Below are 23,519 nucleotides of genomic sequence, written 5' to 3' on the forward strand. Positions count from 1 at the left end.
AATATATCGAGGAACGATCAGCAGAGCCAAGGAGCCAGCGCATGTCCGGATTGCCGCACTCGCCGCACGCGCTCGTGACCGGTGGCGGTCGCGGCATCGGCCGCGCCATCGCAGCCTCTCTTGTCGGAGCAGGCGCAACCGTGACGGTGCTCGGCCGGAACGTCGCTGTTCTAGAAGAGGCGGTCGGCGCAGGTGCCGCGCATTTTGCTGCGATCGCCGACGTCTCGAACGAATTATCACTGAAAGCCGCTATCGCTGAAGCGAGCGCGCGAAAGCCGATCGACATCCTGATCGCCAACGCGGGAAGTGCAGAATCCGCGCCGTTCGCGAAATCGGACGCTGCCCTGTTTGCGCGCATGATGGACGTCAATTTCATGGGCGTTGTCCATGCCATCCAGGGCGTTCTGCCGGGCATGAAGGATCGTCCCTATGGCCGCATCGTCGCGATTGCCTCGACGGCGGGGCTCAAGGGCTACGCCTACGTCAGCGCGTATACGGCGGCGAAGCACGCCGTCGTCGGTCTCGTGCGCTCTCTTGCCCTCGAGACGGCCGGAAGCAATGTGACTGTGAATGCGGTGTGTCCGGGCTTCACCGACACCGATCTGGTCGCCGGCAGCATTGAAAACATCATGAAGAAGACCGGCAGGAGCCGCGAGCAGGCGATCGCCGAGCTCGCGAAGCACAATCCGCAGGGGCGGCTGATCACGCCTCAAGAGGTGGCTGACGCAGTGCTTTGGTTGTGCGGCGAAGGCGCTGGTGCGATCACCGGGCAGGCGATTGCAGTCGCAGGCGGCGAAATCTAGTAGCGCGGAACAAACATAGTTAGGAGATCGCATGAGCAGACCAGCTAATCCTGTGACCGTGCCGCTCGCGGATTATTCGCCGCAGCACTTCCTGCTGGCGGTGGTCGACAGCGTTGCCACGGTGACGCTCAATCGTCCCGAGCGGAAGAATCCACTGACCTTCGAGAGCTATCGGGAACTGACGGATTTCTTCCGTGCCTGCGCTTTCGATGATGCAGTCAAGGCCATCATCGTCACCGGCGCCGGCGGTAACTTCTCGTCCGGCGGCGATGTGTTCGAGATCATCGGCCCGCTCGTGAAGATGGACACCAAGGGGCTGACCGCTTTCACGCGGATGACCGGCGACCTCGTCAAAGCGATGCGGGCCTGCCCTCAACCCATTGTGGCCGCGGTCGAAGGCATCTGCGCCGGCGCCGGCGCGATCATCGCGATGGCATCGGATATGCGGCTTGCGGCGAGCGGCGCGAAGGTCGCGTTCCTCTTCAACAAGGTCGGCCTTGGCGGCTGCGACATGGGCGCCTGTGCGATCCTGCCGCGGATCATCGGACAGTCCCGCGCCTCCGAGCTGCTCTACACCGGCCGGTTCATGACGGCGGAGGAGGGCGAGCGCTGGGGCTTCTTCAGCCGCATCGTCACGCCCGAGCAGGTGCTGCCCCAGGCGCAGTTGCTGGCCAAGCAGGTTGCGGAAGGCCCGACCTTCGGCAACACCATGACCAAGCGGATGCTGGCGATGGAATGGGCGATGTCGATTGAAGAGGCGATCGAAGCGGAAGCGGTTGCTCAGGCGCTGTGCATGACCACGGCGGATTTCGAGCGCGCCTTTGAAGCATTCGCCAACAAGGTCAAGCCGGTCTTCAGGGGCGACTGAGCCCCGGACTTGCTGCGGGAAGCCAGCAACGGTGACTTGCGCCGCAATACCTGCCCGGAAAGATCAGATTTTCCGCAACGGCGTGCGCGATCGGCAGTATCTCGGGGAGCTGAGAATTAAGGCTAAGCCCAAGACCCGGGCCGAGCTCAAGGCGGAGGCGACAAAGCCGCTTGCGGCGGAGTGACCGCCCGTGCGACTTTAGCCCCATTGCCTGGCGTATTTTCGAGTGGAGTAAGGGCGATGAAGGCGATTATCGTCGGTGGCGGTATCGGTGGTCTCACCACGGCATTGATGCTGCGCTCGCGCGGCATCGGATGCGAGATTTTCGAACAGGCCGACACCATCCGCGAGCTCGGTGTCGGCATCAACACGCTGCCGCATGCGATGCGGGAGCTTGCCGGCCTCGGTCTCCTCCAGCAGCTCGACGACGTCGCGATCCGCACCGACCAGCTCTATTACCTCAATCGCCACGGCCAGGAGGTATGGCGCGAGGCCCGCGGCATCGACGCCGGCCATGACGTGCCGCAATTCTCGATTCACCGCGGCCGCCTTCAGGGCGTCATCCATCGCGCCGTCGAGGAGCGGCTCGGGCCGGAGGCAATTCACACCGGCTGCCGCCTCGGCGCCTTCACGCAGGACGAGGGCGGCGTCACCGCTTATTTCTTCGACCGCTCGGGCGCGCACATTCATACTGCGCGCGGCGATATCCTGATCGGCGCTGACGGCATCCATTCACGCGTTCGCGATACGCTGTTCCCGAACGAGGGACCGCCGTGCTGGAACGGCCTGATGCTATGGCGCGGTGCGCGCGATTGGCCGCTGTTCCTCACCGGCAAGTCGATGATCGTGGCCGGCGGCCTCAACGCCAAGGTGGTGATCTATCCGATCGCAGAGGGATCGAGTCCGGCGAGCCGTCTCACCAACTGGGCGGTGCTGGTGAAGGTCGGCGAGGGCAATGCCCCGCCGCCCCGGAAGGAAGACTGGTCGCGGCCCGGCCGGCGCGAGGAGTTGATGCCGCATGTCGCGCGCTTCTCGGTGCCCTATATCGACGTCAAGAGCCTGATCTCGGCAACGCCGGAATTCTACGAATATCCGACCTGCGACCGCGATCCCTTGCCCTACTGGTCGTCCGGGCGCGTTACACTGCTCGGCGACGCGGCGCATCCCATGTATCCGGTCGGCTCGAACGGCGCATCTCAGGCGATCCTCGACGCGCGCTGCCTTGCCGATGCGCTGGTGCGCGCCGAGCATCCGCGCCAGGCTTTGCTTGAATATGAGAAGAAGCGTCTGCCGATGACCGCTGACATCGTCCGATCCAACCGGCGCGGCGGCCCCGAGGGCGTCATCGACGCCGTCGAGCAGCTTGCGCCCGATGGCTTCGACAATGTCGACAACGTGCTGAGCTATTCCCAGCGCGAGGCGATCGTCCGCGGCTACGCCACCACGGCCGGCTTCGCCGCCGTGCCGGGTCTGGCGGCGGTGCGCGCTTAAGACTAGCTCCTAGCCGCCGGGCGGCGGCGGCAGGAAGTGGATGTTGAACTCGGCGGCCATCGCCACCACGTCCTCCGGCTTCTGTTCCTTCATGTTGTGAAGGCCCCAGAACAGGTCGAACAGCTTGCGGGTCGGCGACACCCAGAACAGCACCTTTGCCGTCTGCTCCGACTTGTTGAAGATGCCGTGCGGCACGCCCATGCCGAGGCGGATCAGATCGCCCGGGGTCGCCTGCGACTCCGAATTGCCGAGCACGAAGTCAAGCTTGCCCTCGAGCATGTAGAGATACTCATCCTGGTCGGGATGGATGTGCGGCGGCACGAATGTGCCCGGCGGCAATGTCGCGTGCCAGGAGAAGCTGTGCTCGGTATTGCTCTTCGGCACATAGGTCTGGCCGAGGATGTTCCAGGAAATGCCCTGGATCCCTTCATTAGCCCGCGTGATGCCGATGATTTCGCTCTTCATTGTAGTCCTCCCGTAATGCGGTGCGGCTTAGTTTGCCGCCTTGCAGTCCTTGGCATAGCGGTCGCCATAGTTCTCAAAGACTTTCTGAACGATCTCGGTCTGGAACTTGCCGTCCGCACGCTTGGCGACCTTGGTCAGATAGAAATCCTGGATCGGATAGCCGTTGGTGTTGAACTTGAAGGCGCCGCGCAGAGAGGTGAAGTCGGCCTTCTTCAGCGCAGCCCCAACCGCATCCTTGTTCGAGAGATCGCCTTTCACGGCCTTGACCGCGCTGTCGATCAGCATCGCGGCGTCATAGGCCTGAAAAGCGTAGGTGCCGGGCACGACGTTGTAGGCGGCTTCATAGGCCGCGACGAACTTCTTGTTCTGGGGATTGTCGAGATTGGGCGCCCAGTTCGCGCCGCCAAACATGCCGACGGCCGCATCCTGCTGCGCCGGCAAGGTCGATTCATCCACCGTGAAAGCCGAGAGCACCGGAATGCTGTCGGCAAGGCCGGCCTGCCGGTATTGCTTGACGAGATTGACGCCGAGGCCGCCCGGCATGAACGTGAACAGCGCATCGGGCTTCTGCGACGAGATCTTGGAAAGTTCCGGCTGGAAGTCCAGCGTGTTCAGCGGCATGTAGGATTCTTCGACGATCTCGGCCTTGTAGTCGAGCTTGAAGCCCGCCACCGAATCCTTGCCGGCCTGATAGTTCGGCACCATCAGATACATGCGCTTGTAGCCGCGATCCTGCGCCACCTTGCCGAGGATCTCGTGGACCTGATCGTTCTGGTACGACGTCACATAGAAGAACGGGTTGCAGTCCTTACCGGCGAAAGTCGATGGGCCGGCGTTGGGGCTGATCAGGAACGTCTTGGACTCCGTAATGGGGCGGTGGATCGCCTGGAGGATGTTGGAGAAGATCGGGCCCACCACGAAGTCGACCTTGTCGCGCTCCAGAAGGCCCTTGACCTTCGTGACCGCTGCGTCGGGCTTCAACTCGTCATCGGCGACGATCACCTCGACATCTCGGCCCCCCATCTTCCCGCCGAGATCCTTCACGGCGAGCGCAAAGCCGTCGCGGACCTGCTGGCCAAGCGCGGCGGCGGGGCCCGACAGGGTCACGAGCACGCCCAGCTTGATCTTCTCCTGGGCGAGGGAAGGGCTCACCGCGGTGCCGAGCAGCAGGGCGGCAGCGGCCAAGGTCGTTTGCGTCTTCATGATGTGTCCCCGTGACGATCGGGCTTGCGCAGCAAGCCGCGTACTCCAATCCAAGCTTATGCCGATGATGGCGGCCGCGGCAAGCAAGCTCAAGGCGTGGCCATCCTGCGGGCAGTGCGCATGCAAGCGGCGCGCCAGTTATTTGAAGCCTAAAGAAATTCGATGCGGTCGATTGTTGCAGCTTTAGGCTTGCGGCCGGGGCCGATTTATTTGAAGCTCAAAACGTTGGGGAATCCGTGCTGGCGCCAGGGCCGGCCATGAGTGACTGCATCGAGATGCTCGATTCCGAGACCAAGGCCGTCGAGACGCCGGAGGACCACGCCGAAGAGCTTCGGCTGTGGCTGCGTCTGCTCACCTGCACCACCCTGATCGAAGGCGAAGTCCGTGGCCGCCTGCGACAGCGCTTCGACGTCACGCTGCCCCGGTTCGACCTGATGGCGCAGCTCGACAAGGCGCCCGATGGCATGACGCTGTCCGACGTCTCCAAGCGCATGATGGTGTCCAACGGCAACGTCACCGGCCTCGTCGAACGGCTGGTGGAATCGGGCCATCTCGACCGGCGCACCTCGGAGACGGACCGCCGCGTCCAGGTGATCCGCCTCACAAAGCTGGGTCGCGCCGAGTTTCGCAGGATGGCTGCGGAGCACGAGACCTGGATCGCCGATCTGTTCGCCGACCTGACTCCGAAGGATGTCCGCGAATTGATGCGGCTCCTGGCCAAGACAAAGGCGTCGGCGCAGAAATCGGCCGGTCGCCGCCGGCCGTAGTCCGCCAGCGGGGCGCCCCGCCAGTCCCACCTTGCCGCCGGAAAATGCATGGGATGCCCAAAATCCGCTATTGCGCCGAATTGTTTTAAGCCTAAAATGTTTTCCAGATGATGCTGCCGGGTGCTTTCCATGCTGAAAGGAGCGTGCGATGGCCAACGCCGCTAAGGCTCAAGAGTCGGGCTCGTATGACGGCAACGCCGCGACAGCCCACGTCGATACATTCGCACGGCAGCATCTGCCGCCGCGCGAGTTCTGGCCCGAATTCATATTCACGCGGCCGGAGCTGCACTATCCGCAGCGATTGAACTGCGTCAGCTATTTTCTCGACCGCTGGGTCGAGCAGGGCCACGGCGACGCGCCGTGCGTCATCAGTCCGGCCGTCAGCTACACCTATCGCGAGCTGCAAGCGCTCGTGAACCGCATCGCCGACGTGCTGGTTCGCAAGCTTGGTCTCGTAACCGGCGGACGCGTGCTGCTGCGCTCCGCCAACAATCCGATGATGGTTGCGACCTTTCTCGCGGTGATCAAGGCTGGCGGCATCGTCGTGGCGACCATGCCTCTGCTGCGCGCCAAGGAACTATCTTATCCGATCCAGAAGGCGGAGATTACACTCGCGCTCTGCGATGGAAAACTCTCGGAGGAGATGGAGAAGGCGAAAGCGGCGGCGCCCGGCCTCAAGCACGTGGTCTATTGGGGCAACGGCGCGTCGGACTCGCTCGAGGCGCTGATTGCTGATGCGAGCCCGGAGTTCAAGGCGGTCGATACCGCCGCCGATGACATCTGCCTGATTGCCTTCACGTCGGGCACGACGGGCGATCCCAAGGGCACCATGCATTTCCATCGGGATATGCTGGCGGTCTGCGACGGTTATGCGCACAACATCTTGAGGGCGGAGCAGAAGGATCGCTTCGTCGGTTCAGCCCCGCTCGCCTTTACCTTCGGCTTCGGCGGCGTGTTGTTTCCGATGCATATCGGCGCTTCCTTCGTCGTGCTGGAGAAGACGACACCGGACGACATGCTGACGGCGATCGAGCAATACAAGACCTCGGTCTGCTTCACCGCGCCAACCGCCTATCGCGCCATGATCGGCAAGCTCGCGGGTCGCGACATTTCTTCGCTGCGAAAGTGCGTCTCTGCGGGCGAGACCCTCCCCAAGCCGACATTCGATGCCTGGCTCAAGGCCACCGGCATCAAGCTGATGGACGGCATCGGTTCGACCGAGCTGCTGCACATCTTCATCAGCGCGACCGTGGACGAGATCCGTCCCGGCGCAACCGGCAAACCCGTGCCGGGTTACGAAGCAAAAATCGTCGATGACGACGGCAATGACCTGCCGCCGGGCACGATGGGGCGGCTCGCGGTGCGCGGCCCGACCGGCTGCCGCTATCTCGCCGACGAGCGGCAGCGCAAATACGTCCAGAACGGCTGGAACATCACCGGCGATACCTATCTGATGGATAGCGACGGCTACTTCTGGTACCAGTCGCGCTCCGACGACATGATCGTGTCAGCCGGGTACAACATCGCGGGCACGGATGTGGAGGCGGCGCTGCTGACGCATCCATCCGTAGCCGAGTGCGGCGTCGTCGGTGCGCCGGACGAGGCGCGTTGCATGATCGTGAAGGCCTATGTCATCGCCGCCCCAGGTGTGACGCCGGACGCTCAACTCGCAGCGGAGTTGCAGGAGCATGTCAAACGTGAGATTGCGCCTTACAAATATCCGCGCGCGATCGAGTTCGTGGTGCAACTGCCGAAGACCGAGACCGGCAAGTTGAAGCGATTTGCCCTGCGGCAGTTGGCGCAGGCTGCAGCGACGTCCTCTGGCGTTGCGGCGGAATAAGAGAAGGATGAAGAATTGTCCGTGACGACGCCGAAAGGCCCGCACCTCGCGGTGCTGCCGACAGCAGCCGAGAGCGAAACCGGCTCCAGGGCGCAGGTGCTCCAACCGTCCGGCTGGCCGCTACCGAAAGGCTATGCCAACGGCATGGCCGCCGAGGGACGCATCGTCGTCACCGGCGGCGTGATCGGCTGGGACGCCGAGGAGCGTCTCGCGGACGGCTTTGTCGCACAGGTGCGCCAAGCCCTGAGCAACATCGCCGAGATATTAGCCGAGGCGGGTGCGCGGCCCGAGCACCTCGTGCGCCTGACCTGGTACGTCGTCGACATGGACGAATACCTGGCGAACCTGAGGGAGCTCGGCAAGAGCTACCGTGCCACCTTCGGTGCACACTATCCTGCGATGGCGCTGGTGCAGGTCGTCCGCCTCGTCGAGAAGGCGGCGCGCGTCGAGATCGAAGCCACGGCCGTCATTCCCCGCTAAGCCGCCTTCGGTTCGCGCCTAACTTGCCCTGGCGAGACCGTCGTCCTCGGGCGAATTCAGATAGACGCCCGATACGGTGTCGACCCAGCACAGATGGTCGTGCACCTTCTCGACGCCCTCGACATTCTCCGCCGCAACGACGGCGGCCTGACGCGCGCGTTCCTCGGTGATGACGCCGCTGAGATGAACGATGCCGTCCCGGACGATGACGTTCAGTCCGAACGGGCACCAGTCGTTTTTCTCCATGGTGTCGATGATACGGCCGCGAATGTGATCGTCGTCGGCCGTCGGATCCGGTACCTCGCGGGCGAGCCCCGCCACCGCCTGCAATAGATTGGCGCGCGAGACGATGCCGACGACCTTGTCGCCGCGCACCACCGGCAGCCGCTTGACGTTATTCCGTTCCATGAGATCAACGATCTCCGCGAGCGCCGTATCCTCGGTGATGGTCACGACCGAGTCGGTCATCACCTCCGAGACCTTGCGGCCATGTTCGTGGACGAAATTGCTGGCGGATTTGCCGGGGCCGAGGATGAACCGCAGCCAGCGGCCTCGCTTGCGCCCGGTGCCGATTTCGCTGCGGCGGACGAAATCCCCCTCGGAGACCACGCCGACCAGCTTGCCGGCATCGTCGACCACGGTGAGGCCGCTGACGTGCCGCTTCAGCATGATGTTTGCCGCCTCGACGATGCTGGTGTGGGGGGCAACCGAGATGACCGAGCGGGTCATGATCTGGTGGGCGCGCATGGGGAAGCTCCGCAAGTTCACACGAATATCGATGTGTGGAGCTTAGGTCACCGGCAGGAAGCTGATTTGACCCAAGTCAAGCTGGTCCGCACCTAATCATCGGGCTCCGCATTCGGGGCGAGGTCGGAGGAGCGGAACGGCTTGGCCTTGTCCAGTTTCCGGTAGGCGTTCGAGGCGGTCCGCAACAGCTTCTTTTGGCGCTTCCGGTTGAGGAAGCGAATGCCCGCCTCGGGGACGGCCTCGTTCAGTGACGCTGCCAGCGTTTGCCCTCGCGCATCGTCGTTCAATTGCCCGAGGGACTTCTGCGCCTTGCGCAATTGCTTGAGGATCGACTTCTGTTTGGTCAGCGATTCGTCTGCAAACAAATCCTCTAGCGATTCGATCGAATAGGTCAGCCGCTTGTTGAGGAGCCGCAGCTTGTGCCGTTTTCCGGCGTCGAGCTTGCGCAGTTTCCGCGCCTTCCTGAGCAGCGTCGTTTCCCATTCCGTGAGCTGCGCCGTCGCGTGGTCGGCAAGCGGGCAGCGGCGCAATCGGATGGCCTCCTTGCTGCGCCGGGTCGACCAAGGACCGCTCTCGATCCAGGCCGAGGTCTGCTCGACAAGACGGCGATACCGCGCCGATTGCAGCGCGCGCGCCAGCAGGCGGTGGCTCTCGGCGCGCTTCTCGTCCCAATGCTGAAGCTCGGCTATCACGTCAAGCTCGCCTCCGCTCTCGGCGATAACCCGCTCGATCGCCACGTCGAGGTCGCGCACCATGCCGAGCTGGCTGTTCAGCCATTTCAGTTCGGCCCAGACATTCGGCCGCAGGGCATCGTCGACCATGGGCGAGAAGAAGCGGATGGCGGTGCGCAGATGCGTCAGTGCGATCCGGATCTGATGCAGCGCCTCCGGATCGCCGTGGCAGGTGCCATCGTGCTGGGCGAGGACGGCATCGAGGTGACGGCGGGCGATGATCCGGAACGCGGTGTCGCAGGCCATGCCGGGGCTGAGGCGGCCGGGCAGAACATTGCGCCGCGCCGCAGGCTTGGCGCGCGCGGTCGCCATCGAACTCGTGGTGGGTCGCGCCATCCTAGCCCGCGCCAATCAGATTGCCTTATTTGCCCTCAGCGATTACGTCCCGGCAATTCTGGAGCGTCTGCGCTTGTGTCCCGGATGCATCGATGGTCGCCCAACCGACGTGGCCGATATTATAGTGCTCTTGCTGCGCGGCAACCTCTTGCGTGGCGTCGGACGCGTCGCCCCGGCGACCGCCGATTCGCGCCTTGCGGGTGGCGAGGTCGGCGACGAGGAATAGTCCATTGAGCGGTACGCCGCACTCGCGTGCCAGGGCGGCCATCTCGTCTCGCTCGGTCTCGCGCGCAAAGACGGCGTCGACGATTGCCGAATGGCCTTGCGCCAGAACCTGCCGGGCGCGCTGTATCAGCACCTCGTAGACTTGCGCCGTCACGTCAGGCCGGTACGTGGACGGCGGTAGCCGTTCGGTGTGTCCCACCTGAAATAGCTGCTTGCGAATGACGTCGCTGCGCAGCACGACGGCGCCCGGATGTGGCGCCACGGCGGGCGCCAGCGCGCGGGAGAGCACGGATTTGCCGGTGCCCGACAGTCCGCCAACCGCGATGAGGCGAGGGGCGGGGGGATGAATCAAAGCCTGGGCGAGCTCGAAATAGCGGCGCGCCTCGTCGAGAGTGCCGGAGCCGTCCGCATCAGGCCGCCTCAGCCGCGCCAGCGCCACCTGCGCACGGATCGCCGCGCGAATGGACATGAACAGTGGCAGAGCAGCCAAGGCGTCGAGCGTTTCGCCGGGCGCCGTCATCAGATACTGGTTCAGGACGGCATTGGCCGCGACCGGCTGGTCATGGCGCAGCAGGTCCATCAGCGTGAACGCAAGATCGTAGAGCACGTCCACAGTCGCCATCTGCGCGTCGAATTCGATCGCGTCGAACAGGACAGGCTGCCGATCGATCAGCACGATATTGGCAAGATGCAAGTCGCCGTGACAGCGGCGCACGAAACCGTGGCGCGCGCGTTCTTCCAGTGTAGCGCGGACGCGCAGGAATGCCTGATGTGAGGCTTTGTCAAGCTGATCAACCTCTGCTGCTTCGAAATGGCCACCGCTGCGCAGCCCGGTGCTGTTGCCATCGATCAGCGCAGGAATGGAGGCAATCCATGCGGCGCCATCCGCGACGGGCGCTCTCGCATGCGATGCTGCGATCGCATCCGCGATGGCCGGGGCGAGCTCTGCATCCAGCGGGCCGGTTTTGGCCACATGGTCCAGCGTACGGTTTTCGTCGAAGCGGGACATGTCGACCGCATACTCGACCGGCCGGCCGCGACCGTCGATCCTGATCGATCCATCCGGCTCCTCCGTGATCGCCACGACGCGGTGATAGATTTGCGGCGCTAGCGGCCGGTTGATCCTGATCTCCTCTTCGCAGGCTGCCTTGCGCTTTTCGAGCGTCGAATAGTCGAGGAACGGAAACTTGACAGCCCGTTTGATCTTCAGGGCGCGCGTTCCGTCGAGAAACACCGACGCTGCGTGGGTGTCGATCCGCTTTACGCCAGGACGCGCGTTTAGAGCTTCGAAGACCCGTTCCTGGATTGCAGAATCATCTGTCATCTCAGCAGGCATTTCCAGATGCGTCAGCGGTGAGGCAGCAGGCTAATCCTTAGAGGCGGATCGGGGCCAGTCCTTGACATCGGTCAAAGCCTGTCGTCGGCTGGCTGCGCGGTGTTCCCGCCTTGAGGAGGATCAAGCTTCCCGGCGAAAGGTGGCTTATCCTAACCGGCAAGGAGAATCCCGATGCCCATCAAGGATGTCTTTCTGCCGCTTGTCGGCCAACCGCGCGGACCGGCCCTCGCCGCGATCGCGACATGCGTGGCTGTCGCCGCCGACCTCGGCGCCAGGATCACCGCGCTCGCGCTCGAGGAAGATGTTTTCGTGCGGCCGAAGGTCATCATCCCTGGCGATTTGGATCCCCCGGAGGCGAGCGGTTCGCGTGAGCTAAGCGACGTGCAGCAACTCCTCAACGCCTTCACCAATGCAGCCTCCCGCGCCAACATTCGTGCCCAAAGCCGATCGGGTAAGGTGCCGGCGGACCAGATGGCGTCGATCCTGGCCGAGCATGCGCGCTTCAGCGATCTGACGTTGGTCCCCGTGAGGCCGCATGACAGTCAAACGGAACGCATCATCGAAACGCTCCTGTTCGAATCCGGCCGGCCGCTGCTGCTCTGCCCGGAACAGCATGTGGACGAGCTGCGACCGGAGTTCGAGAACGTCATGATCGCCTGGGATCACTCCGCCCGTGCCGCGCGGGCCGTCGGCGACGCGCTGCCCATTCTTCAGGCTGCGGCATCCGTCCGGGTGGTCACGGTGGCGGACGACAAGACCGATGCGATCGTGCAATCCGGAACCGCGCTCGTCGACCATCTGAGGGAACACGGGGTCTACGCCTCGTTCGAAACGACGAAGGGCGGCGGCAGCTCGATCGGCAAGGTGCTCGGAAGCTGGGCGAATTCCCATGCCATGGATGCGATCGTGATGGGCGCCTACCATCATTCACGCCTGAACGAGATCGTCTGGGGTGGTGTGACAAAGACTGTCATTGGCCAGCCGCCGTGCTGGGTTATGATCTCGCACTAGGCGCATCGCCAGTTTATCGGCCGATCGTCAACCATCGGAACCGCCACCGACCGGGCGCATTTGCTTCCATGTCAACCTATCGCTTGAAGAATCTGCTGTCGCCGCGTTCGGTTGCGCTCGTCGGCGCGAGCGCTCGCCCGGTCTCGGTCGGACGCGCCGTTCTCGAGAACATTCACAAAGCCGAGTTCAAGGGTCGGTTCGGCCTCGTCAATCCGCGCCATGCCGAGATCGGCGGCATCGCTGCGGTGGGCAGTCTGGACAGGCTGGACTTCGTGCCCGAGCTCGTGGTCATCACCGCGCCGGCGCGAGAGGTTCCCGGCATCATTGACCAGGCCGGACGTCGCGGCTCGGCCGGCGCGCTGATCGTCTCGGCGGGCCTCGGTCACGGACCGGGATCCCTGCACGAGGCCGCGATCGCTGCGGCACGCAAATACGGCATGCGGCTGATTGGGCCGAACTGCCTCGGCATCATGATGCCGGGCGTCAGCCTCAATGCAAGCTTTGCCGCGCACATGCCGGGGGCGGGCAACCTCGCGCTGATCTCGCAATCCGGCGCGATCGCGGCCGGAATGGTGGATTGGGCTGCGCAGCGCGGCGTCGGGTTCTCCGGCATTGTGACGATCGGCGATCAGATCGACGTCGATATTGCCGACCTGCTCGACCATTTCGCGATGGACCCCAAGACCCGCGCGATCCTGCTTTATATCGAAGCCATCAAGGACGCGCGCAAGTTCATGTCGGCGGCACGGGCCGCGGCGCGCGTGAAGCCGGTCGTCGTGGTGAAGTCCGGCCGCATGGCGCAGGGTGCCAAAGCCGCCGCAACCCATACGGGCGCGCTCGCCGGCGCCGACGCCGTCTATGATGCCGCGTTCCGCCGTGCGGGCGTCCTGCGGGTCTCCGATCTGCGCGAGCTGTTCGATTGCGCCGAGACGCTCGGTCGCGTCGAACCGCCGGCGGGAAAGCGTCTCGCTATCCTCACCAATGGCGGCGGCATCGGCGTCTTGGCCGTGGATCGGTTGGTGGACCTTGGTGGAATCCCGGCGTCCATCTCGGCTGAGACGCGCAAGAGCCTCGATGCAGTGCTGCCGCCGACCTGGTCCGGTGCAAATCCCGTCGATATCGTCGGTGATGCCGATGCATCGCGCTACGCGGCGGCGCTGGAGGTGCTGCTCGCAGACCCTGATAATGATGCCGTCCTCGTCCTCAACGTGCAGACCGCGATCGCCCCGGCGGCCGACATCGCCGCGACCGTGACGGAGCTCGTCGGCAAATATCGCGAGCAGCAGCGCCGATGGGCGAAGCCCGTGCTGGCGGCTTGGGTCGGAGCCGATCAGAACATCATTCAGGCGCTCTCCGGCGCGGGCATTCCGAATTATCCGACCGAAGATGATGCGGTGCGCGGCTTCATGCATCTCGTGAGGCATCGCGAGGTCGTAGAGGAGCTGAGCCAGGTTCCTCCCGCGATGCCCGACACGTTCGTGCCTGACGCCCGAGCTGCCAGGCAGATCGTCGCCGCTGCGATCGCGGACGGCCGCAAATGGCTCGAGCCCATCGAGATCAAGCACCTGCTCGGAGCCTATGACATCGCGATGGTACCGACCCGTGCTGCAACCGATGTCGAGCAGGCCGTCGCCTACGCCAGCGAGATGTTCGCGCAGGGCGTCACAGTCGTGCTGAAGATCATGTCGCGCGACATCGTCCACAAGTCGGACGTCGGCGGCGTCGTCCTCAATCTGACCACGCCGGAGGCCGTGCGCGCGGTTGCCACCGACATTCTCGCGCGGGCGAGGAAGCTCCGTCCCGAAGCCCGCATCGAGGGCGTCATCGTGCAGGCGATGGTCGTCAAGGCGAAGGCGCGCGAGCTGATCCTGGGTCTTGCCGACGATCCCACCTTTGGCACCGTCGTCGTCTTCGGCCGGGGCGGGACGGCGGTCGAGATCATCAACGACAAGGCACTGGCGCTTCCGCCGCTCGATCTGCAACTCGCCCGCGACCTGATCGGCCGCACGCGCGTATCACGGCTGCTGAAGGCCTATCGCGACGTACCCGCGGTCGAGCCGGACGCCGTCGCGCTGGTGTTGGTCAAGCTCGCCCAGATGGCCGCTGACATTCCCGAGATCCGTGAATTCGACATCAACCCACTGCTTGCAGACGAGACCGGCGTGACTGCGGTCGACGCCCGCGTCGCGGTGGGGCAGCCGCAGCGCAAATTCGGCGGCTCCGGCCCGGCCAACTTCGCCGTCCGGGCCTATCCGTCGCAGTGGGAGCGCCGCCTGGCGCTCAAGGACGACTGGCGCATCTTCGTAAGGCCCCTGCGTCCGGAGGACGAGCCGACTATCCACGAATTCCTGCGTCACGTCACGGCGCGCGACCTCCGCCTGCGCTTCTTCGCGCCGATGAAGGAGTTCACCCACGAGTTCATCGCGCGCCTGACCCAGCTCGATTATGCGCGCGCAATGGCCTTCATCGCATTCGACGAAGCGACCGGCGAGATGGTCGGCGTGGTCCGGCTCCATTCGGACTCGGTCTATGAGAGCGGCGAATATGCGATCCTGCTGCGGTCGGACCTCAAGGGCAGAGGGCTCGGATGGGCGTTGATGCAGCTGATCATCGACTATGCGAGGTCGGAGGGGCTGAAGACCATCTCGGGTGATGTTCTCAGGGAGAACACCACAATGCTTGAGATGTGTCGCCAGCTCGGCTTCGACGTGAAGCCGGACTCGACCGAGCCCGACCTCTGTGACGTCAGGCTCAAGCTCTGAGCATTCCGATCACGAGTGCGCTTCGCGCGATGCGGCGGATTCCGTGGCCGTTTTCCGCAGACTCTTGACGATGATCGCGATCAGCGGCACCAGCACCGGCACAATTGTGCTGAGCGGATGATGGACCGCGCCTGACACCTGGGCCTGGAGCGCCCGCGCCTCGAGCTGCAAGGCTTCGATGGATGCGCCGTGAATTTCATTGGCGAGCTCGATGTCGCGGCCGGATGGAGGACGGCCGGCAACGACGAAGAGAACCGCCGCGATGGCGAAATTGACGGCGCCGAGGATGGCAGCCGCCGCAATTGCGCTCCAGATTTGGACCAGCGCGAAATAGGCCGACAGCTCCAGCATCAGGAGCCCGAATGCTGCGATCAGAGCCGCAAAGGCACGCAGGCCGAGACCCATCAGCAGATGGCGCAGCCTGATGTCCGCGATGATCCTGTCGGTGCGCCACAGCACGCGCAGATGTCTAACGATATTTTCCGTATTCACCTAGTGTCTCCTCAGCATGAAGCCGACGACCACGCCGAGCGCGAAGGCCGAGGCGAGCGACGTGATCGGGCGATCCGCAATGAGATCCTGAAGCTGTTCCTGCTCGTCACTGACGGTCTCGCCGAGCTCGGCAAGCGCAGCCTTGATCTGATCGGCCAGAGCCTCGGCCCGGTCTTTCGAGCTGTCGAACATCTCTTCGCCTGCGGTGCTCAGCAGACGCGTGACGTCAACCTTCAGCGCTCGCAGTTCTTCGCTCATCCTGTCGCTGTTGAACATGGATTTGAGAACTCCCTTGAATGGAAACAACCCTAGGGCCCGGCGACCCGGCGCCCTTGATTTGCGTCAAGGGATGGCGCGTGGCCCTGGTGTTGAGACAGGTCAACCCGGCCGCCACATGCTGGCCTAGAAGTGGCGGCTGAATGGGGACCAATTGTCCGATGAGGTGGAAGCGTGAACTCCGAACCGCTGTTGCTGGCAACGCCCTCCGGCGATGTGCTGAAATTGCGCCCGGAAGGGCCGTGGACGGCAGCCAATGTGTCGGCGCTCGAAACGCTGTCCCGATCGGTCGGAGCGGATGTCGATCGATCCAGTGCCGTGACGCTGGACATGTCCGGCGTCAGTGCGCTCGACACGCTCGGCGCCTGGGTGTTGGAGAAGCTGTCGCGACGGGCCGCATCATCCGGCAGATCGGCCGAATTCGTCGGCGTTGCCGATCATTTCAGCGGCCTGATGGACGAGGTGCGCCAGGTCAACCGCCACACCCCGGCGGTTGCGGCCGCGCCAAACCCGGTCCTGCTCAGGCTCGGCGATCTCGGCAAATCCACGGTTGGCGCGCGCGAAGACGTCACGATCTTTCTTCAAATGCTGGGTGCATTGTTGATCGCCGTGATCGGCGTGCTGCGCCGGCCACGCTCGCTGCGGCTGACATCGCTTGTCTATCAGCTCTACCGGATCGGCTGGCAGGCCATTCCGATTGTCGTTCTCATTACCTTCCTGATCGGTGCCATCATCGCCCAGCAGGGGTTCTTTCATTTCCGCAGGTTCGGTGCGGACTCCTACACCGTCGACATGGTCGGCATCCTGGTGCTGCGCGAGCTGGGTGTGCTGATCGTCGCGATCATGGTCGCGGGACGTTCAGGGAGCGCCTACACCGCCGAGCTCGGCTCGATGAAGATGCGCGAGGAGATCGACGCGCTCTCGACCATGGGCCTCGATCCCGTCCATGTTCTGATATTGCCGCGCGTAGCAGCCCTCGTCATCGCGCTGCCGATCCTCGCGTTCATTGGGGCGGTTGCGGCGCTCTACGGCGGAGGACTGGTCGCGCAGTTCTACGGCGGCATGGCACCGGCGATCTACGTCGCGCGGCTGCATGAGGCCATCTCCGTCACCCATTTCGAGGTCGGCATCCTGAAGGCGCCCTTCATGGCTCTGGTGATCGGGATCGTCGCCTGCAGCGAAGGATTGCGCGTGAAGGGCAGCGCGGAATCGCTCGGGCGGCAGACGACCACGTCGGTGGTGAAGTCGATCTTCCTCGTGATCGTGCTCGACGGCCTGTTCGCGATCTTCTTCGCTTCGATCGGAATGTAACAATGGACGAATCGCAAGAGGTATTGGCGATCCGCGTTCGCGACCTCGTGGTCGGCTTCGGCCGCCAGACTGTGCTCGACCATCTGTCGCTCGACGTCCGCCGTGGCGAGATCCTCGGGCTCGTCGGCGCGTCCGGCGGCGGCAAGTCGGTCTTGATGCGCACTATCATTGGCCTCATCCCGCGCCAGGGTGGGAGCATCGAAGTCATGGGACGGCCGATCGGTGGCCGCACCGAAGGCGCGGCCACGACGTGGGGCATCCTGTTTCAGCAGGGTGCGCTGTTCTCCTCGCTGACGGTTCGTCAAAACGTGCAGTTTCCGCTCCGCGAAAATCTCGCGCTGTCGCAGGAGCTGATGGACGAGATCGCCATCGCCAAGCTCGAGATGGTCGGGTTGCGAGCTCAGGACGCCGACAAATATCCGTCCGAGCTCTCGGGCGGCATGACCAAACGCGTGGCGCTGGCCCGCGCACTCGCGCTCGATCCGCCGATCCTGTTCCTGGACGAGCCGACCTCCGGTCTCGACCCGATCGCCGCCGGCGATTTTGACGCGCTGATCGGGACGCTGCAGAAGACCCTCGGCCTCACCGTGTTCATGGTCACCCATGATCTTGCGAGCCTCACCACGGTCTGCGACCGCGTCGCCGCGCTCGCCGACGGCAAGATCGTGGCGATCGGTCCGATGCGCGATTTGCTGCAATCCGAGCATCCCTGGGTGCGCGCCTATTTCCACGGCAAGCGCTCGCAGATGCTGCAACACGAGATGAGATGAGACATGGAAACCCGGGCTCCCTACGTGCTGATCGGCGGCTTCGTGCTGGCCGCTATCCTTGCGGTGTTCGGCTTCGTCTATTGGCTGAACAACACGGGCGGCATCGGACCGCGCGCGAACTATCATGTGCAATTCCAGGGTCCGGTGCCGGGCCTGCTGGTCGGTGCCGGCGTGCTGTTCAACGGCATCCGGGTCGGCGAGGTGACGCAGATCGGCCTCGCGCCGGACAATCCGCGCTTCGTCAATGCGACGATCTCGGTTGCCTCGACGACACCCGTGCGTACCGACACCAAGGTCGGGCTGGATTTCCAGGGGCTGACCGGCGTGCCGGTGGTGACGCTGGAGGGCGGCATGATCGTTGCCAAGGCCGGCGAGCCCGTGACCCTGATCGCCGAGGCCGGTGCAGGCCAGAGCATGACGCAGGCTGCGCGCGATGCGCTGCGACGAGTCGATACCGTGCTGGAGGACAATTCCGGTCCGCTGAAGGACACCATCGCGAACCTCAAGACATTCTCCGACGGGCTCGCGCGCAACACCGGCAAAATCGACGGTATTCTGGCAGGCCTCGAAAAGATGACCGGCGGCGGGACGCCGGCTCAGAAGATCACCTATGACCTGCGCACGCCGCAGAATCTTGCGCCGGCCGGCAAGACGCTTTCGGCGTCGCTGGCGATTCCCGAGCCGACCGCGGTCGCGATGCTCCAGACCCAGCGCATGTTGTTTGCACCCAGCGGGGATAATCCGGGCTTTGCCGAATTCCTCTGGGCCGACAGCATTCCGAAGCTGGTGCAGGCGCGGCTGATCGACAGTTTTGAGAATTACGACATCGCCCACGCGCCGTTGCGCACGAGCGATCTCGGGCAGGCGGAGTACCAGCTCCTGATCGACATCAGGCGCTTCCGGATCGCCACGGAAGGCGAGGCTCGGGTCGAGATCGGACTGTCGGCGCGCATCGTCGACAAGAACGGCAAAGTGGTGGCGTCGCGCCTCGTCGAGACCAGTGAGAAGCTTGACAAGGTCGAGCCGGCCGCAGCGGTCGCAGCGTTCGACACAGCTTTCGCCCGCATTGCAAAGGAGCTGATCGGCTGGACGGTGCAGGCGGTCTAGCAACAGCACAAGACGGCCATGCCCGCCAAAATTGATCTGGGTCAATCGGCTTTGGCGCAGTGCAGTAAAATGCAGCCCGCGCGGTGGGCTCGGCCTGATGCGGGGCAGCCGGTGCTTGGAGCGGTAGATGAAGGCTTCCGTGGTGACGATCGAGCCGAACGGGCATTTCTGTAGCGATTGTGCGGTCCGCGACTTCGCGGTGTGCTCGTCGCTGGACCCGGCCGAGCTCAGGGAATTCGAGCATCTGGGGCGCCGCGTCCTCTTTGACGGGGGCGAGACCGTCTTCTCCGAGGAGGACAGCACGACCTCGTTCTACAATCTCCTCGACGACGTCATGCGGCTCTACAAGCTATTGCCCGACGGTCGGCGGCAGATCGTGGGATTCGCGTTACCAGGCGATTTCCTGGGGATGAATATTTCCGGCCGTCACAATTTTTCGGCCGATGCGATCGGTGGCGTCACAGTGTGCCAGTTCGCGAAGGCGCCCTTCGGCCGCTTCGTCGAGAGCCGGCCGCATCTCCTCAGGCGGATCAACGAGCTGGCGATTCGCGAGTTGAGCCAGGCGCGCGACCACATGGTCCTGCTCGGCCGCCGATCGGCGGACGAGAAAGTCGCGACGTTTCTGCTCGCCTGGCGCGAGCGGCTATTCTTGCTGAAGGGCGCGTCGGACACGGTTCAGCTGCCGATGAGTCGTCAGGACATCGCCGACTACCTCGGCCTGACCATCGAAACCGTCAGTCGCACCTTCACCAAGCTGGAACGACATGGGGTGATCGAGATCGTTCAAGGCGGCATCAGCTTGCTCGATCCGGCGAAGGTCGAGGCCTTGGCTGCGGCCTGATCCGGCGCTCGCCAATTTTGATCCCAATCAATGACGGCGGTCGTGCGCCGCCAATAATGCCCAAAATAACAGGGGAGGGCATCATGCCGACTGACGCACTGCTGGTGACGATCGCTGTCGTGGTCGTTTTTGTCACATTCGCGGGGGCTTTGGCATGGGCAGACCGGCAAACCAGCGCAGGTCGGCCCGATTCGGACGCCAAGCACTGACGGTCCCGAGATCACAATCGCGTTTTACCGTGCTTGCCGCGGAGGCTTCCACGGCAAGCTCGCGGCCGTTCGGCAGCGCCTCAACGCAATGGTGCGCGCGATAGCTGCAACTCTGCATCGACCGGGACACATTGGCTCATCCCCCGGATGCCGCCTTGGCGCCCGACCGCGGCATTTTCGCCGTATTTGACTCAAACCGTGCACATGCTTTCCGGTTGAAAAGCCTGCTAACGTTGACTACGCAGGAACTCCAGTGCCTCGCAGTCTTAGGAGCCGAGCGGCGTGCCTCAGGACAAGACCGGCGACCCCCGACAAGCGGCGGGCAACAAATTATCGGTCCTGCGCAAGCACCCGATCTTCGCGGATCTGGAGCCAGATGCGCTCGATCAGCTCTGCCGCTACGCCAAGCACACCACGGTGAAGCGCGGTGCGACGATCGCCGCCAAGGGCGATCCCGGCAACAACCTGTTCGCGGTGATCACGGGAACAGTGAAGATTTCCTCTTCTTCGCCGGATGGAAGGAACGCTATTCTCAATCTGATCGGTCCTGGAGAAATCTTTGGCGAGATCGCGGTTCTCGACGGCGCGCCGCGCTCGGCCGACGCGACTGCCAACACCAATTGCGAACTCTACATCATCGACCGTCGCGACTTCCTGCCATTCGTGAAGAGCCAGCCGGCGCTGGCGATGAAGTTCATCGAGCTGCTTTGCGCGCGCCTGCGCTGGACCAGCCAGCAGGTCGAGCAGGTGATCCTGCAAAATCTGCCGGGCCGGCTTGCGAGCGCGCTGCTCGGTCTCACCGAAGAGCGCAAGTTCGACTCCGGCAGCGGCACGCTCGCCATCACGCAGCAGGAGATCAGCGAGATGGTGGGGATGACGCGCGAGAGCATCAACAAGCAATTGCGCGCCTGGGCCGGCCGCAACTGGGTTCGTCTCGAGCACGGCGCCATCGTCGTGCTGGATACCGATGCGCTGCACGACCTCGCCGAGAGCGGCCTCGACGGCGAGTGAGGCCTCAGACCTGATTGTCGACGATGGCGACCGCTCGGGTCCACCCTGCGGACGCTCGCTCGATCTTCACCGGGAAGCATGAGACCGTGAATCCGGTCGACGGCAGCTTGTCGAGATTGTGCAGCTTCTCGAGATGGCAATAGCCGATGTGTCGTCCCGCCTTGTGACCTTCCCAGATCAGGCCGGCATCTTTTGTTTCGGCATATTTCTTCGCGGTGTAGACGAACGGCGCGTCCCAGCTCCAGCCGTCGGTGCCGGTCAGCCGCACGCCGCGTTCGAGCAGGTACATGGTGGCCTCATAGCCCATGCCGCAGCCGGAGTTGACGTAATCGGCCTGGCCGAATTTGGCGCCGGCGCTGGTATTGACGACCACGATCTCCAGCGGCGACAGCGTGTGCCCGATCCGTTTCAGCTCCTTCTCGACATCGTCGGCAGTCACTACGTACCCATCGGGCAGGTGGCGGAAGTCGAGCTTCACGCCGGGCTGCAGGCACCATTCGAGCGGCACCTCGTCGATCGTCCATGACCGCTCGCCGCGATTCATGGTCGGGTGGAAGTGCCAGGGCGCGTCGAGATGCGTGCCGTTGTGGGTGGACAGCGAGACCTGCTCGACCGCCCAGCCCTGGCCATCCGGCAAATCCTCCGCCTTGAGGCCGTCGAAGAACTGCAGCATGCGGGGCAAGCCCTGCTGGTGATCAATATACTGGATCGTCGGGTGATTGCCCGGCGGATCGGCCGTCACGTCGTTTCTGAGCGGCACGGAAATATCGATCAGCTTCCGCGGCATGGGCATTTCCTCGCGATGTTCCGTTTCGGTGCATATTGGGCGGGCTCCACCCGTGGCGTCAAGTAACGCCCCGGTGCAGGCGATTTCGGAAAAACGGAGCCATTCGCCGGTCGCGCTCTCGAAGTGATGCATGATCGATCGATGCAACTCCAGCATTGATCGATGCCGGATTTGGCTTGGACTCAGAATGCCGCCCGCCCTAGGGACGACGTTGGCGACATCGCGCTGATCAGCGCGCATCGCACAAGGATGGGGCGACCGTCACGTCTGCACCTCCAAGCCGCAACCAATAGCGGTCGATTCTAAAACCAGAGGAACGTCCATGGATATGACGAGCATCGTCACCTCGCGTCCGGCATTGGCCGACGGCGAGGCGGGATTAAAGGGAAGCCGGCACCTGCCGCGCCAGTCCCCGCCGGAGAGGGTGCGATGACGCTCGCACCTTTCCTCGCCGTGATCATCCACCAGTCAAATCCGCTCGACTCCGCCGCGCAATCCTACCAAGGTGGTGCGTTTGTAACGCTTGACTTTACACCTGAAGTGGAGCGACCCAAGGCGGCCTGCAGCATCGGCCCAACGACGACATAATCAACTCAGGAGGAAGCCCAGATGAAGACACTTACCGGTATCATCGCAGCCGCCGTTCTGGCGGTCTCAGCGCCGCTGGCGACCGCACGCGATTTCCGTTCGGCCGACATCCACCCCGCCGATTATCCGACCGTCGAAGCCGTCAAGTTCATGGGCAAGCAGCTCGCGACGGCGAGCGGCGGCAAGCTCGGCGTGAAGGTGTTTCCCAATGGAGCCCTGGGCTCCGAGAAGGACACCATCGAGCAGCTGAAGATCGGCGCCCTCGACATGATGCGGATCAACGCATCGCCGCTGAACAACTTCGTGCCCGAGACGATCGCGTTGTGCCTGCCCTTCGTGTTCCGGGACACGCAGCACATGCGCACGGTTCTCGATGGTCCGATCGGCGACGAAATCCTGGCGTCCATGGCGCCCGCGGGCCTGATCGGCCTTGCCTATTACGACAGCGGCGCCCGCTCCATTTACACCGTCAAGGCGCCGGTCAAATCGCTCGCCGACCTCAAGGGCCTGAAGATCCGCGTCCAGCAGTCCGACCTCTGGGTCGGCATGATCCAGAGCCTCGGCGCCAACCCGACACCGATGCCGTATGGCGAGGTCTATACCGCGCTCAAGACCGGCCTCGTGGACGCCGCCGAGAACAACTGGCCGTCCTACGAATCCTCGCGTCACTTCGAGGCCGCCAAGTTCTACAACGTCACCGAGCACTCGCTCGCGCCGGAAGTTCTCGTGATGTCTAAGACGGTCTGGGACACGTTGAGCAAGGAGGATCAGGCGATGGTCCGCAAGGCGGCCAAGGAATCGGTGCCCGTCATGCGCAAGCTCTGGGATGAGCGTGAGCAGGCCTCCCGCAAGACCGTCGAGGCGGCCGGCGTGCAGGTCGTCACGATCGCCAACAAGGCGGAATTCGTCGATGCGATGAAGCCGGTGTACGACAAGTTCGCCGGCGACGAGAAGCTGAAGGGCCTCGTCAAGCGGATCCAGGACACGAAGTAGGGCCACAGCGTCGGGTCCGGCGTCGCCGCGAGGCGGCACCGGACCCTCGCGAAGGGGACGCGCAAGGAG

General features: G+C 63.9%; 24 protein-coding genes. 16 read left to right on the forward strand and 8 right to left on the reverse strand.

The features are described 5' to 3' along the window. Positions 1 to 41: 41 nt before the first annotated feature. From HAP41_RS15635 to HAP41_RS15645, 3 genes are all read left to right on the forward strand, one after another. Positions 42 to 803 carry an SDR family NAD(P)-dependent oxidoreductase gene (locus HAP41_RS15635; protein WP_166100106.1) on the forward strand — a complete coding sequence of 254 codons (762 nt, stop codon included), beginning with the start codon at positions 42 to 44 and terminating at the stop codon, positions 801 to 803. Between the two features lie 31 nt (positions 804 to 834). Then, entirely contained in the window at positions 835 to 1,671 is an 837-nt protein-coding gene (locus HAP41_RS15640; protein WP_014493756.1) for an enoyl-CoA hydratase family protein, read from the forward strand. 240 nt (positions 1,672 to 1,911) lie between these two features. Further along, positions 1,912 to 3,162, forward strand: coding sequence for a flavin-dependent oxidoreductase (locus tag HAP41_RS15645; protein WP_166100101.1), 1,251 nt, complete (start codon positions 1,912 to 1,914; stop codon positions 3,160 to 3,162). A 9-nt stretch (positions 3,163 to 3,171) separates the two neighbouring features. Here HAP41_RS15645 and HAP41_RS15650 read toward each other — a convergent pair whose 3' ends face one another. Together HAP41_RS15650 and HAP41_RS15655 are read right to left on the reverse strand one after the other, a co-directional pair. Next, positions 3,172 to 3,627: a cupin domain-containing protein gene (locus HAP41_RS15650; RefSeq protein WP_166100098.1), complete on the reverse strand. Its 456-nt coding sequence runs from the start codon at positions 3,625 to 3,627 to the stop codon at positions 3,172 to 3,174. A 27-nt stretch (positions 3,628 to 3,654) separates the two neighbouring features. Further along, on the reverse strand, positions 3,655 to 4,830 hold the full coding sequence (locus tag HAP41_RS15655; protein WP_166100095.1) for an ABC transporter substrate-binding protein: 1,176 nt from the start codon (positions 4,828 to 4,830) through the stop codon (positions 3,655 to 3,657). A gap of 257 nt (positions 4,831 to 5,087) precedes the next feature. On the opposite strand from HAP41_RS15655, the gene HAP41_RS15660 reads away from it, so the two are divergent. The 3 genes from HAP41_RS15660 to HAP41_RS15670 all read left to right on the forward strand — a co-directional run bounded on the left by HAP41_RS15660 (position 5,088) and on the right by HAP41_RS15670 (position 7,917). Next, positions 5,088 to 5,597 carry a MarR family winged helix-turn-helix transcriptional regulator gene (locus HAP41_RS15660; RefSeq protein WP_014493760.1) on the forward strand — a complete coding sequence of 170 codons (510 nt, stop codon included), beginning with the start codon at positions 5,088 to 5,090 and terminating at the stop codon, positions 5,595 to 5,597. Between the two features lie 148 nt (positions 5,598 to 5,745). After that, on the forward strand, positions 5,746 to 7,437 hold the full coding sequence (locus HAP41_RS15665) for a benzoate-CoA ligase family protein (RefSeq protein ID WP_166100092.1): 1,692 nt from the start codon (positions 5,746 to 5,748) through the stop codon (positions 7,435 to 7,437). 21 nt (positions 7,438 to 7,458) lie between these two features. After that, on the forward strand, positions 7,459 to 7,917 hold the full coding sequence (locus HAP41_RS15670) for a RidA family protein (protein ID WP_085405778.1): 459 nt from the start codon (positions 7,459 to 7,461) through the stop codon (positions 7,915 to 7,917). 18 nt (positions 7,918 to 7,935) lie between these two features. On the opposite strand, the gene HAP41_RS15675 is transcribed toward HAP41_RS15670, so the two are convergent. The 3 genes from HAP41_RS15675 to HAP41_RS15685 form a co-directional block, all read right to left on the reverse strand. After that, positions 7,936 to 8,664 carry a CBS domain-containing protein gene (locus tag HAP41_RS15675; protein ID WP_166100089.1) on the reverse strand — a complete coding sequence of 243 codons (729 nt, stop codon included), beginning with the start codon at positions 8,662 to 8,664 and terminating at the stop codon, positions 7,936 to 7,938. Positions 8,665 to 8,756: 92 nt separating this feature from the next. Continuing rightward, entirely contained in the window at positions 8,757 to 9,731 is a 975-nt protein-coding gene (locus HAP41_RS15680; RefSeq protein ID WP_166100086.1) for a CHAD domain-containing protein, read from the reverse strand. A 25-nt stretch (positions 9,732 to 9,756) separates the two neighbouring features. Beyond that, the gene (locus tag HAP41_RS15685; RefSeq protein WP_166105975.1) at positions 9,757 to 11,280 is read right to left on the reverse strand and encodes a bifunctional aminoglycoside phosphotransferase/ATP-binding protein; all 1,524 of its coding nucleotides are present in this window, start codon (positions 11,278 to 11,280) and stop codon (positions 9,757 to 9,759) included. A gap of 183 nt (positions 11,281 to 11,463) precedes the next feature. Here HAP41_RS15685 and HAP41_RS15690 point away from each other — a divergent pair, with 183 nt between their 5' ends. Both HAP41_RS15690 and HAP41_RS15695 read left to right on the forward strand, forming a co-directional pair. Further along, on the forward strand, positions 11,464 to 12,303 hold the full coding sequence (locus tag HAP41_RS15690) for a universal stress protein (RefSeq protein WP_166100082.1): 840 nt from the start codon (positions 11,464 to 11,466) through the stop codon (positions 12,301 to 12,303). A 68-nt stretch (positions 12,304 to 12,371) separates the two neighbouring features. Further along, entirely contained in the window at positions 12,372 to 15,065 is a 2,694-nt protein-coding gene (locus HAP41_RS15695) for a bifunctional acetate--CoA ligase family protein/GNAT family N-acetyltransferase (RefSeq protein WP_166100079.1), read from the forward strand. A gap of 9 nt (positions 15,066 to 15,074) precedes the next feature. On the opposite strand, the gene HAP41_RS15700 is transcribed toward HAP41_RS15695, so the two are convergent. Both HAP41_RS15700 and HAP41_RS15705 read right to left on the reverse strand, forming a co-directional pair. Next, complete coding sequence (locus HAP41_RS15700) at positions 15,075 to 15,557, reverse strand: phage holin family protein (RefSeq protein ID WP_166100076.1); 483 nt, start codon at positions 15,555 to 15,557, stop codon at positions 15,075 to 15,077. Beyond that, positions 15,558 to 15,833, reverse strand: a complete 276-nt coding sequence (locus HAP41_RS15705; protein WP_028149673.1) for a hypothetical protein — start codon at positions 15,831 to 15,833, stop codon at positions 15,558 to 15,560. A 174-nt stretch (positions 15,834 to 16,007) separates the two neighbouring features. Here HAP41_RS15705 and HAP41_RS15710 point away from each other — a divergent pair, with 174 nt between their 5' ends. The 6 genes from HAP41_RS15710 to HAP41_RS15730 all read left to right on the forward strand — a co-directional run bounded on the left by HAP41_RS15710 (position 16,008) and on the right by HAP41_RS15730 (position 21,082). Continuing rightward, positions 16,008 to 17,144: an ABC transporter permease gene (locus tag HAP41_RS15710; RefSeq protein ID WP_166100071.1), complete on the forward strand. Its 1,137-nt coding sequence runs from the start codon at positions 16,008 to 16,010 to the stop codon at positions 17,142 to 17,144. Positions 17,145 to 17,146: 2 nt separating this feature from the next. Beyond that, on the forward strand, positions 17,147 to 17,914 hold the full coding sequence (locus tag HAP41_RS15715) for an ABC transporter ATP-binding protein (RefSeq protein WP_166100068.1): 768 nt from the start codon (positions 17,147 to 17,149) through the stop codon (positions 17,912 to 17,914). A 3-nt stretch (positions 17,915 to 17,917) separates the two neighbouring features. Then, positions 17,918 to 19,021 (forward strand): ABC-type transport auxiliary lipoprotein family protein, encoded by a 1,104-nt coding sequence (locus HAP41_RS15720; RefSeq protein ID WP_166100063.1) that lies wholly within the window; start codon positions 17,918 to 17,920, stop codon positions 19,019 to 19,021. 127 nt (positions 19,022 to 19,148) lie between these two features. Further along, a complete protein-coding gene (locus HAP41_RS15725; RefSeq protein WP_166100058.1) occupies positions 19,149 to 19,862 on the forward strand; it encodes a helix-turn-helix domain-containing protein in 714 nt (237 codons plus the stop codon). Positions 19,863 to 19,945: 83 nt separating this feature from the next. Further along, entirely contained in the window at positions 19,946 to 20,071 is a 126-nt protein-coding gene (locus HAP41_RS50045) for a hypothetical protein (RefSeq protein WP_256461316.1), read from the forward strand. 282 nt (positions 20,072 to 20,353) lie between these two features. Beyond that, on the forward strand, positions 20,354 to 21,082 hold the full coding sequence (locus HAP41_RS15730) for a Crp/Fnr family transcriptional regulator (RefSeq protein ID WP_166100054.1): 729 nt from the start codon (positions 20,354 to 20,356) through the stop codon (positions 21,080 to 21,082). A gap of 4 nt (positions 21,083 to 21,086) precedes the next feature. On the opposite strand, the gene HAP41_RS15735 is transcribed toward HAP41_RS15730, so the two are convergent. Continuing rightward, positions 21,087 to 21,869, reverse strand: coding sequence for a cyclase family protein (locus tag HAP41_RS15735; protein WP_028149679.1), 783 nt, complete (start codon positions 21,867 to 21,869; stop codon positions 21,087 to 21,089). 429 nt (positions 21,870 to 22,298) lie between these two features. Between HAP41_RS15735 and HAP41_RS15740 the strand changes: the two genes are divergently transcribed. Together HAP41_RS15740 and HAP41_RS15745 are read left to right on the forward strand one after the other, a co-directional pair. Continuing rightward, entirely contained in the window at positions 22,299 to 22,457 is a 159-nt protein-coding gene (locus HAP41_RS15740) for a hypothetical protein (RefSeq protein ID WP_166100051.1), read from the forward strand. A 21-nt stretch (positions 22,458 to 22,478) separates the two neighbouring features. Further along, on the forward strand, positions 22,479 to 23,450 hold the full coding sequence (locus HAP41_RS15745) for a TRAP transporter substrate-binding protein (RefSeq protein ID WP_028149681.1): 972 nt from the start codon (positions 22,479 to 22,481) through the stop codon (positions 23,448 to 23,450). The last annotated feature ends 69 nt before the right edge of the window (positions 23,451 to 23,519 follow it).

Source organism: Bradyrhizobium barranii subsp. apii, from assembly GCF_011516635.5.
Taxonomy (GTDB): Bacteria; Pseudomonadota; Alphaproteobacteria; order Rhizobiales; family Xanthobacteraceae; genus Bradyrhizobium; species Bradyrhizobium barranii.

What these genes read in the sequence shown, in the direction of transcription:
- HAP41_RS15635 (WP_166100106.1), top strand. Translation starts at nt 42, where the DNA reads ATGTCCGGATTGCCGCACTCGCCGCACGCGCTCGTGACCGGTGGCGGT.
- HAP41_RS15640 (WP_014493756.1), top strand. Translation starts at nt 835, where the DNA reads ATGAGCAGACCAGCTAATCCTGTGACCGTGCCGCTCGCGGATTATTCG.
- HAP41_RS15645 (WP_166100101.1), top strand. Translation starts at nt 1,912, where the DNA reads ATGAAGGCGATTATCGTCGGTGGCGGTATCGGTGGTCTCACCACGGCA.
- HAP41_RS15650 (WP_166100098.1), bottom strand. Translation starts at nt 3,627, where the DNA reads ATGAAGAGCGAAATCATCGGCATCACGCGGGCTAATGAAGGGATCCAG.
- HAP41_RS15655 (WP_166100095.1), bottom strand. Translation starts at nt 4,830, where the DNA reads ATGAAGACGCAAACGACCTTGGCCGCTGCCGCCCTGCTGCTCGGCACC.
- HAP41_RS15660 (WP_014493760.1), top strand. Translation starts at nt 5,088, where the DNA reads ATGAGTGACTGCATCGAGATGCTCGATTCCGAGACCAAGGCCGTCGAG.
- HAP41_RS15665 (WP_166100092.1), top strand. Translation starts at nt 5,746, where the DNA reads ATGGCCAACGCCGCTAAGGCTCAAGAGTCGGGCTCGTATGACGGCAAC.
- HAP41_RS15675 (WP_166100089.1), bottom strand. Translation starts at nt 8,664, where the DNA reads ATGCGCGCCCACCAGATCATGACCCGCTCGGTCATCTCGGTTGCCCCC.
- HAP41_RS15680 (WP_166100086.1), bottom strand. Translation starts at nt 9,731, where the DNA reads ATGGCGCGACCCACCACGAGTTCGATGGCGACCGCGCGCGCCAAGCCT.
- HAP41_RS15685 (WP_166105975.1), bottom strand. Translation starts at nt 11,280, where the DNA reads ATGACAGATGATTCTGCAATCCAGGAACGGGTCTTCGAAGCTCTAAAC.
- HAP41_RS15690 (WP_166100082.1), top strand. Translation starts at nt 11,464, where the DNA reads ATGCCCATCAAGGATGTCTTTCTGCCGCTTGTCGGCCAACCGCGCGGA.
- HAP41_RS15695 (WP_166100079.1), top strand. Translation starts at nt 12,372, where the DNA reads ATGTCAACCTATCGCTTGAAGAATCTGCTGTCGCCGCGTTCGGTTGCG.
- HAP41_RS15705 (WP_028149673.1), bottom strand. Translation starts at nt 15,833, where the DNA reads ATGTTCAACAGCGACAGGATGAGCGAAGAACTGCGAGCGCTGAAGGTT.
- HAP41_RS15715 (WP_166100068.1), top strand. Translation starts at nt 17,147, where the DNA reads ATGGACGAATCGCAAGAGGTATTGGCGATCCGCGTTCGCGACCTCGTG.
- HAP41_RS15720 (WP_166100063.1), top strand. Translation starts at nt 17,918, where the DNA reads ATGGAAACCCGGGCTCCCTACGTGCTGATCGGCGGCTTCGTGCTGGCC.
- HAP41_RS15725 (WP_166100058.1), top strand. Translation starts at nt 19,149, where the DNA reads ATGAAGGCTTCCGTGGTGACGATCGAGCCGAACGGGCATTTCTGTAGC.
- HAP41_RS50045 (WP_256461316.1), top strand. Translation starts at nt 19,946, where the DNA reads ATGCCGACTGACGCACTGCTGGTGACGATCGCTGTCGTGGTCGTTTTT.
- HAP41_RS15735 (WP_028149679.1), bottom strand. Translation starts at nt 21,869, where the DNA reads ATGCCGCGGAAGCTGATCGATATTTCCGTGCCGCTCAGAAACGACGTG.
- HAP41_RS15740 (WP_166100051.1), top strand. Translation starts at nt 22,299, where the DNA reads ATGACGCTCGCACCTTTCCTCGCCGTGATCATCCACCAGTCAAATCCG.
- HAP41_RS15745 (WP_028149681.1), top strand. Translation starts at nt 22,479, where the DNA reads ATGAAGACACTTACCGGTATCATCGCAGCCGCCGTTCTGGCGGTCTCA.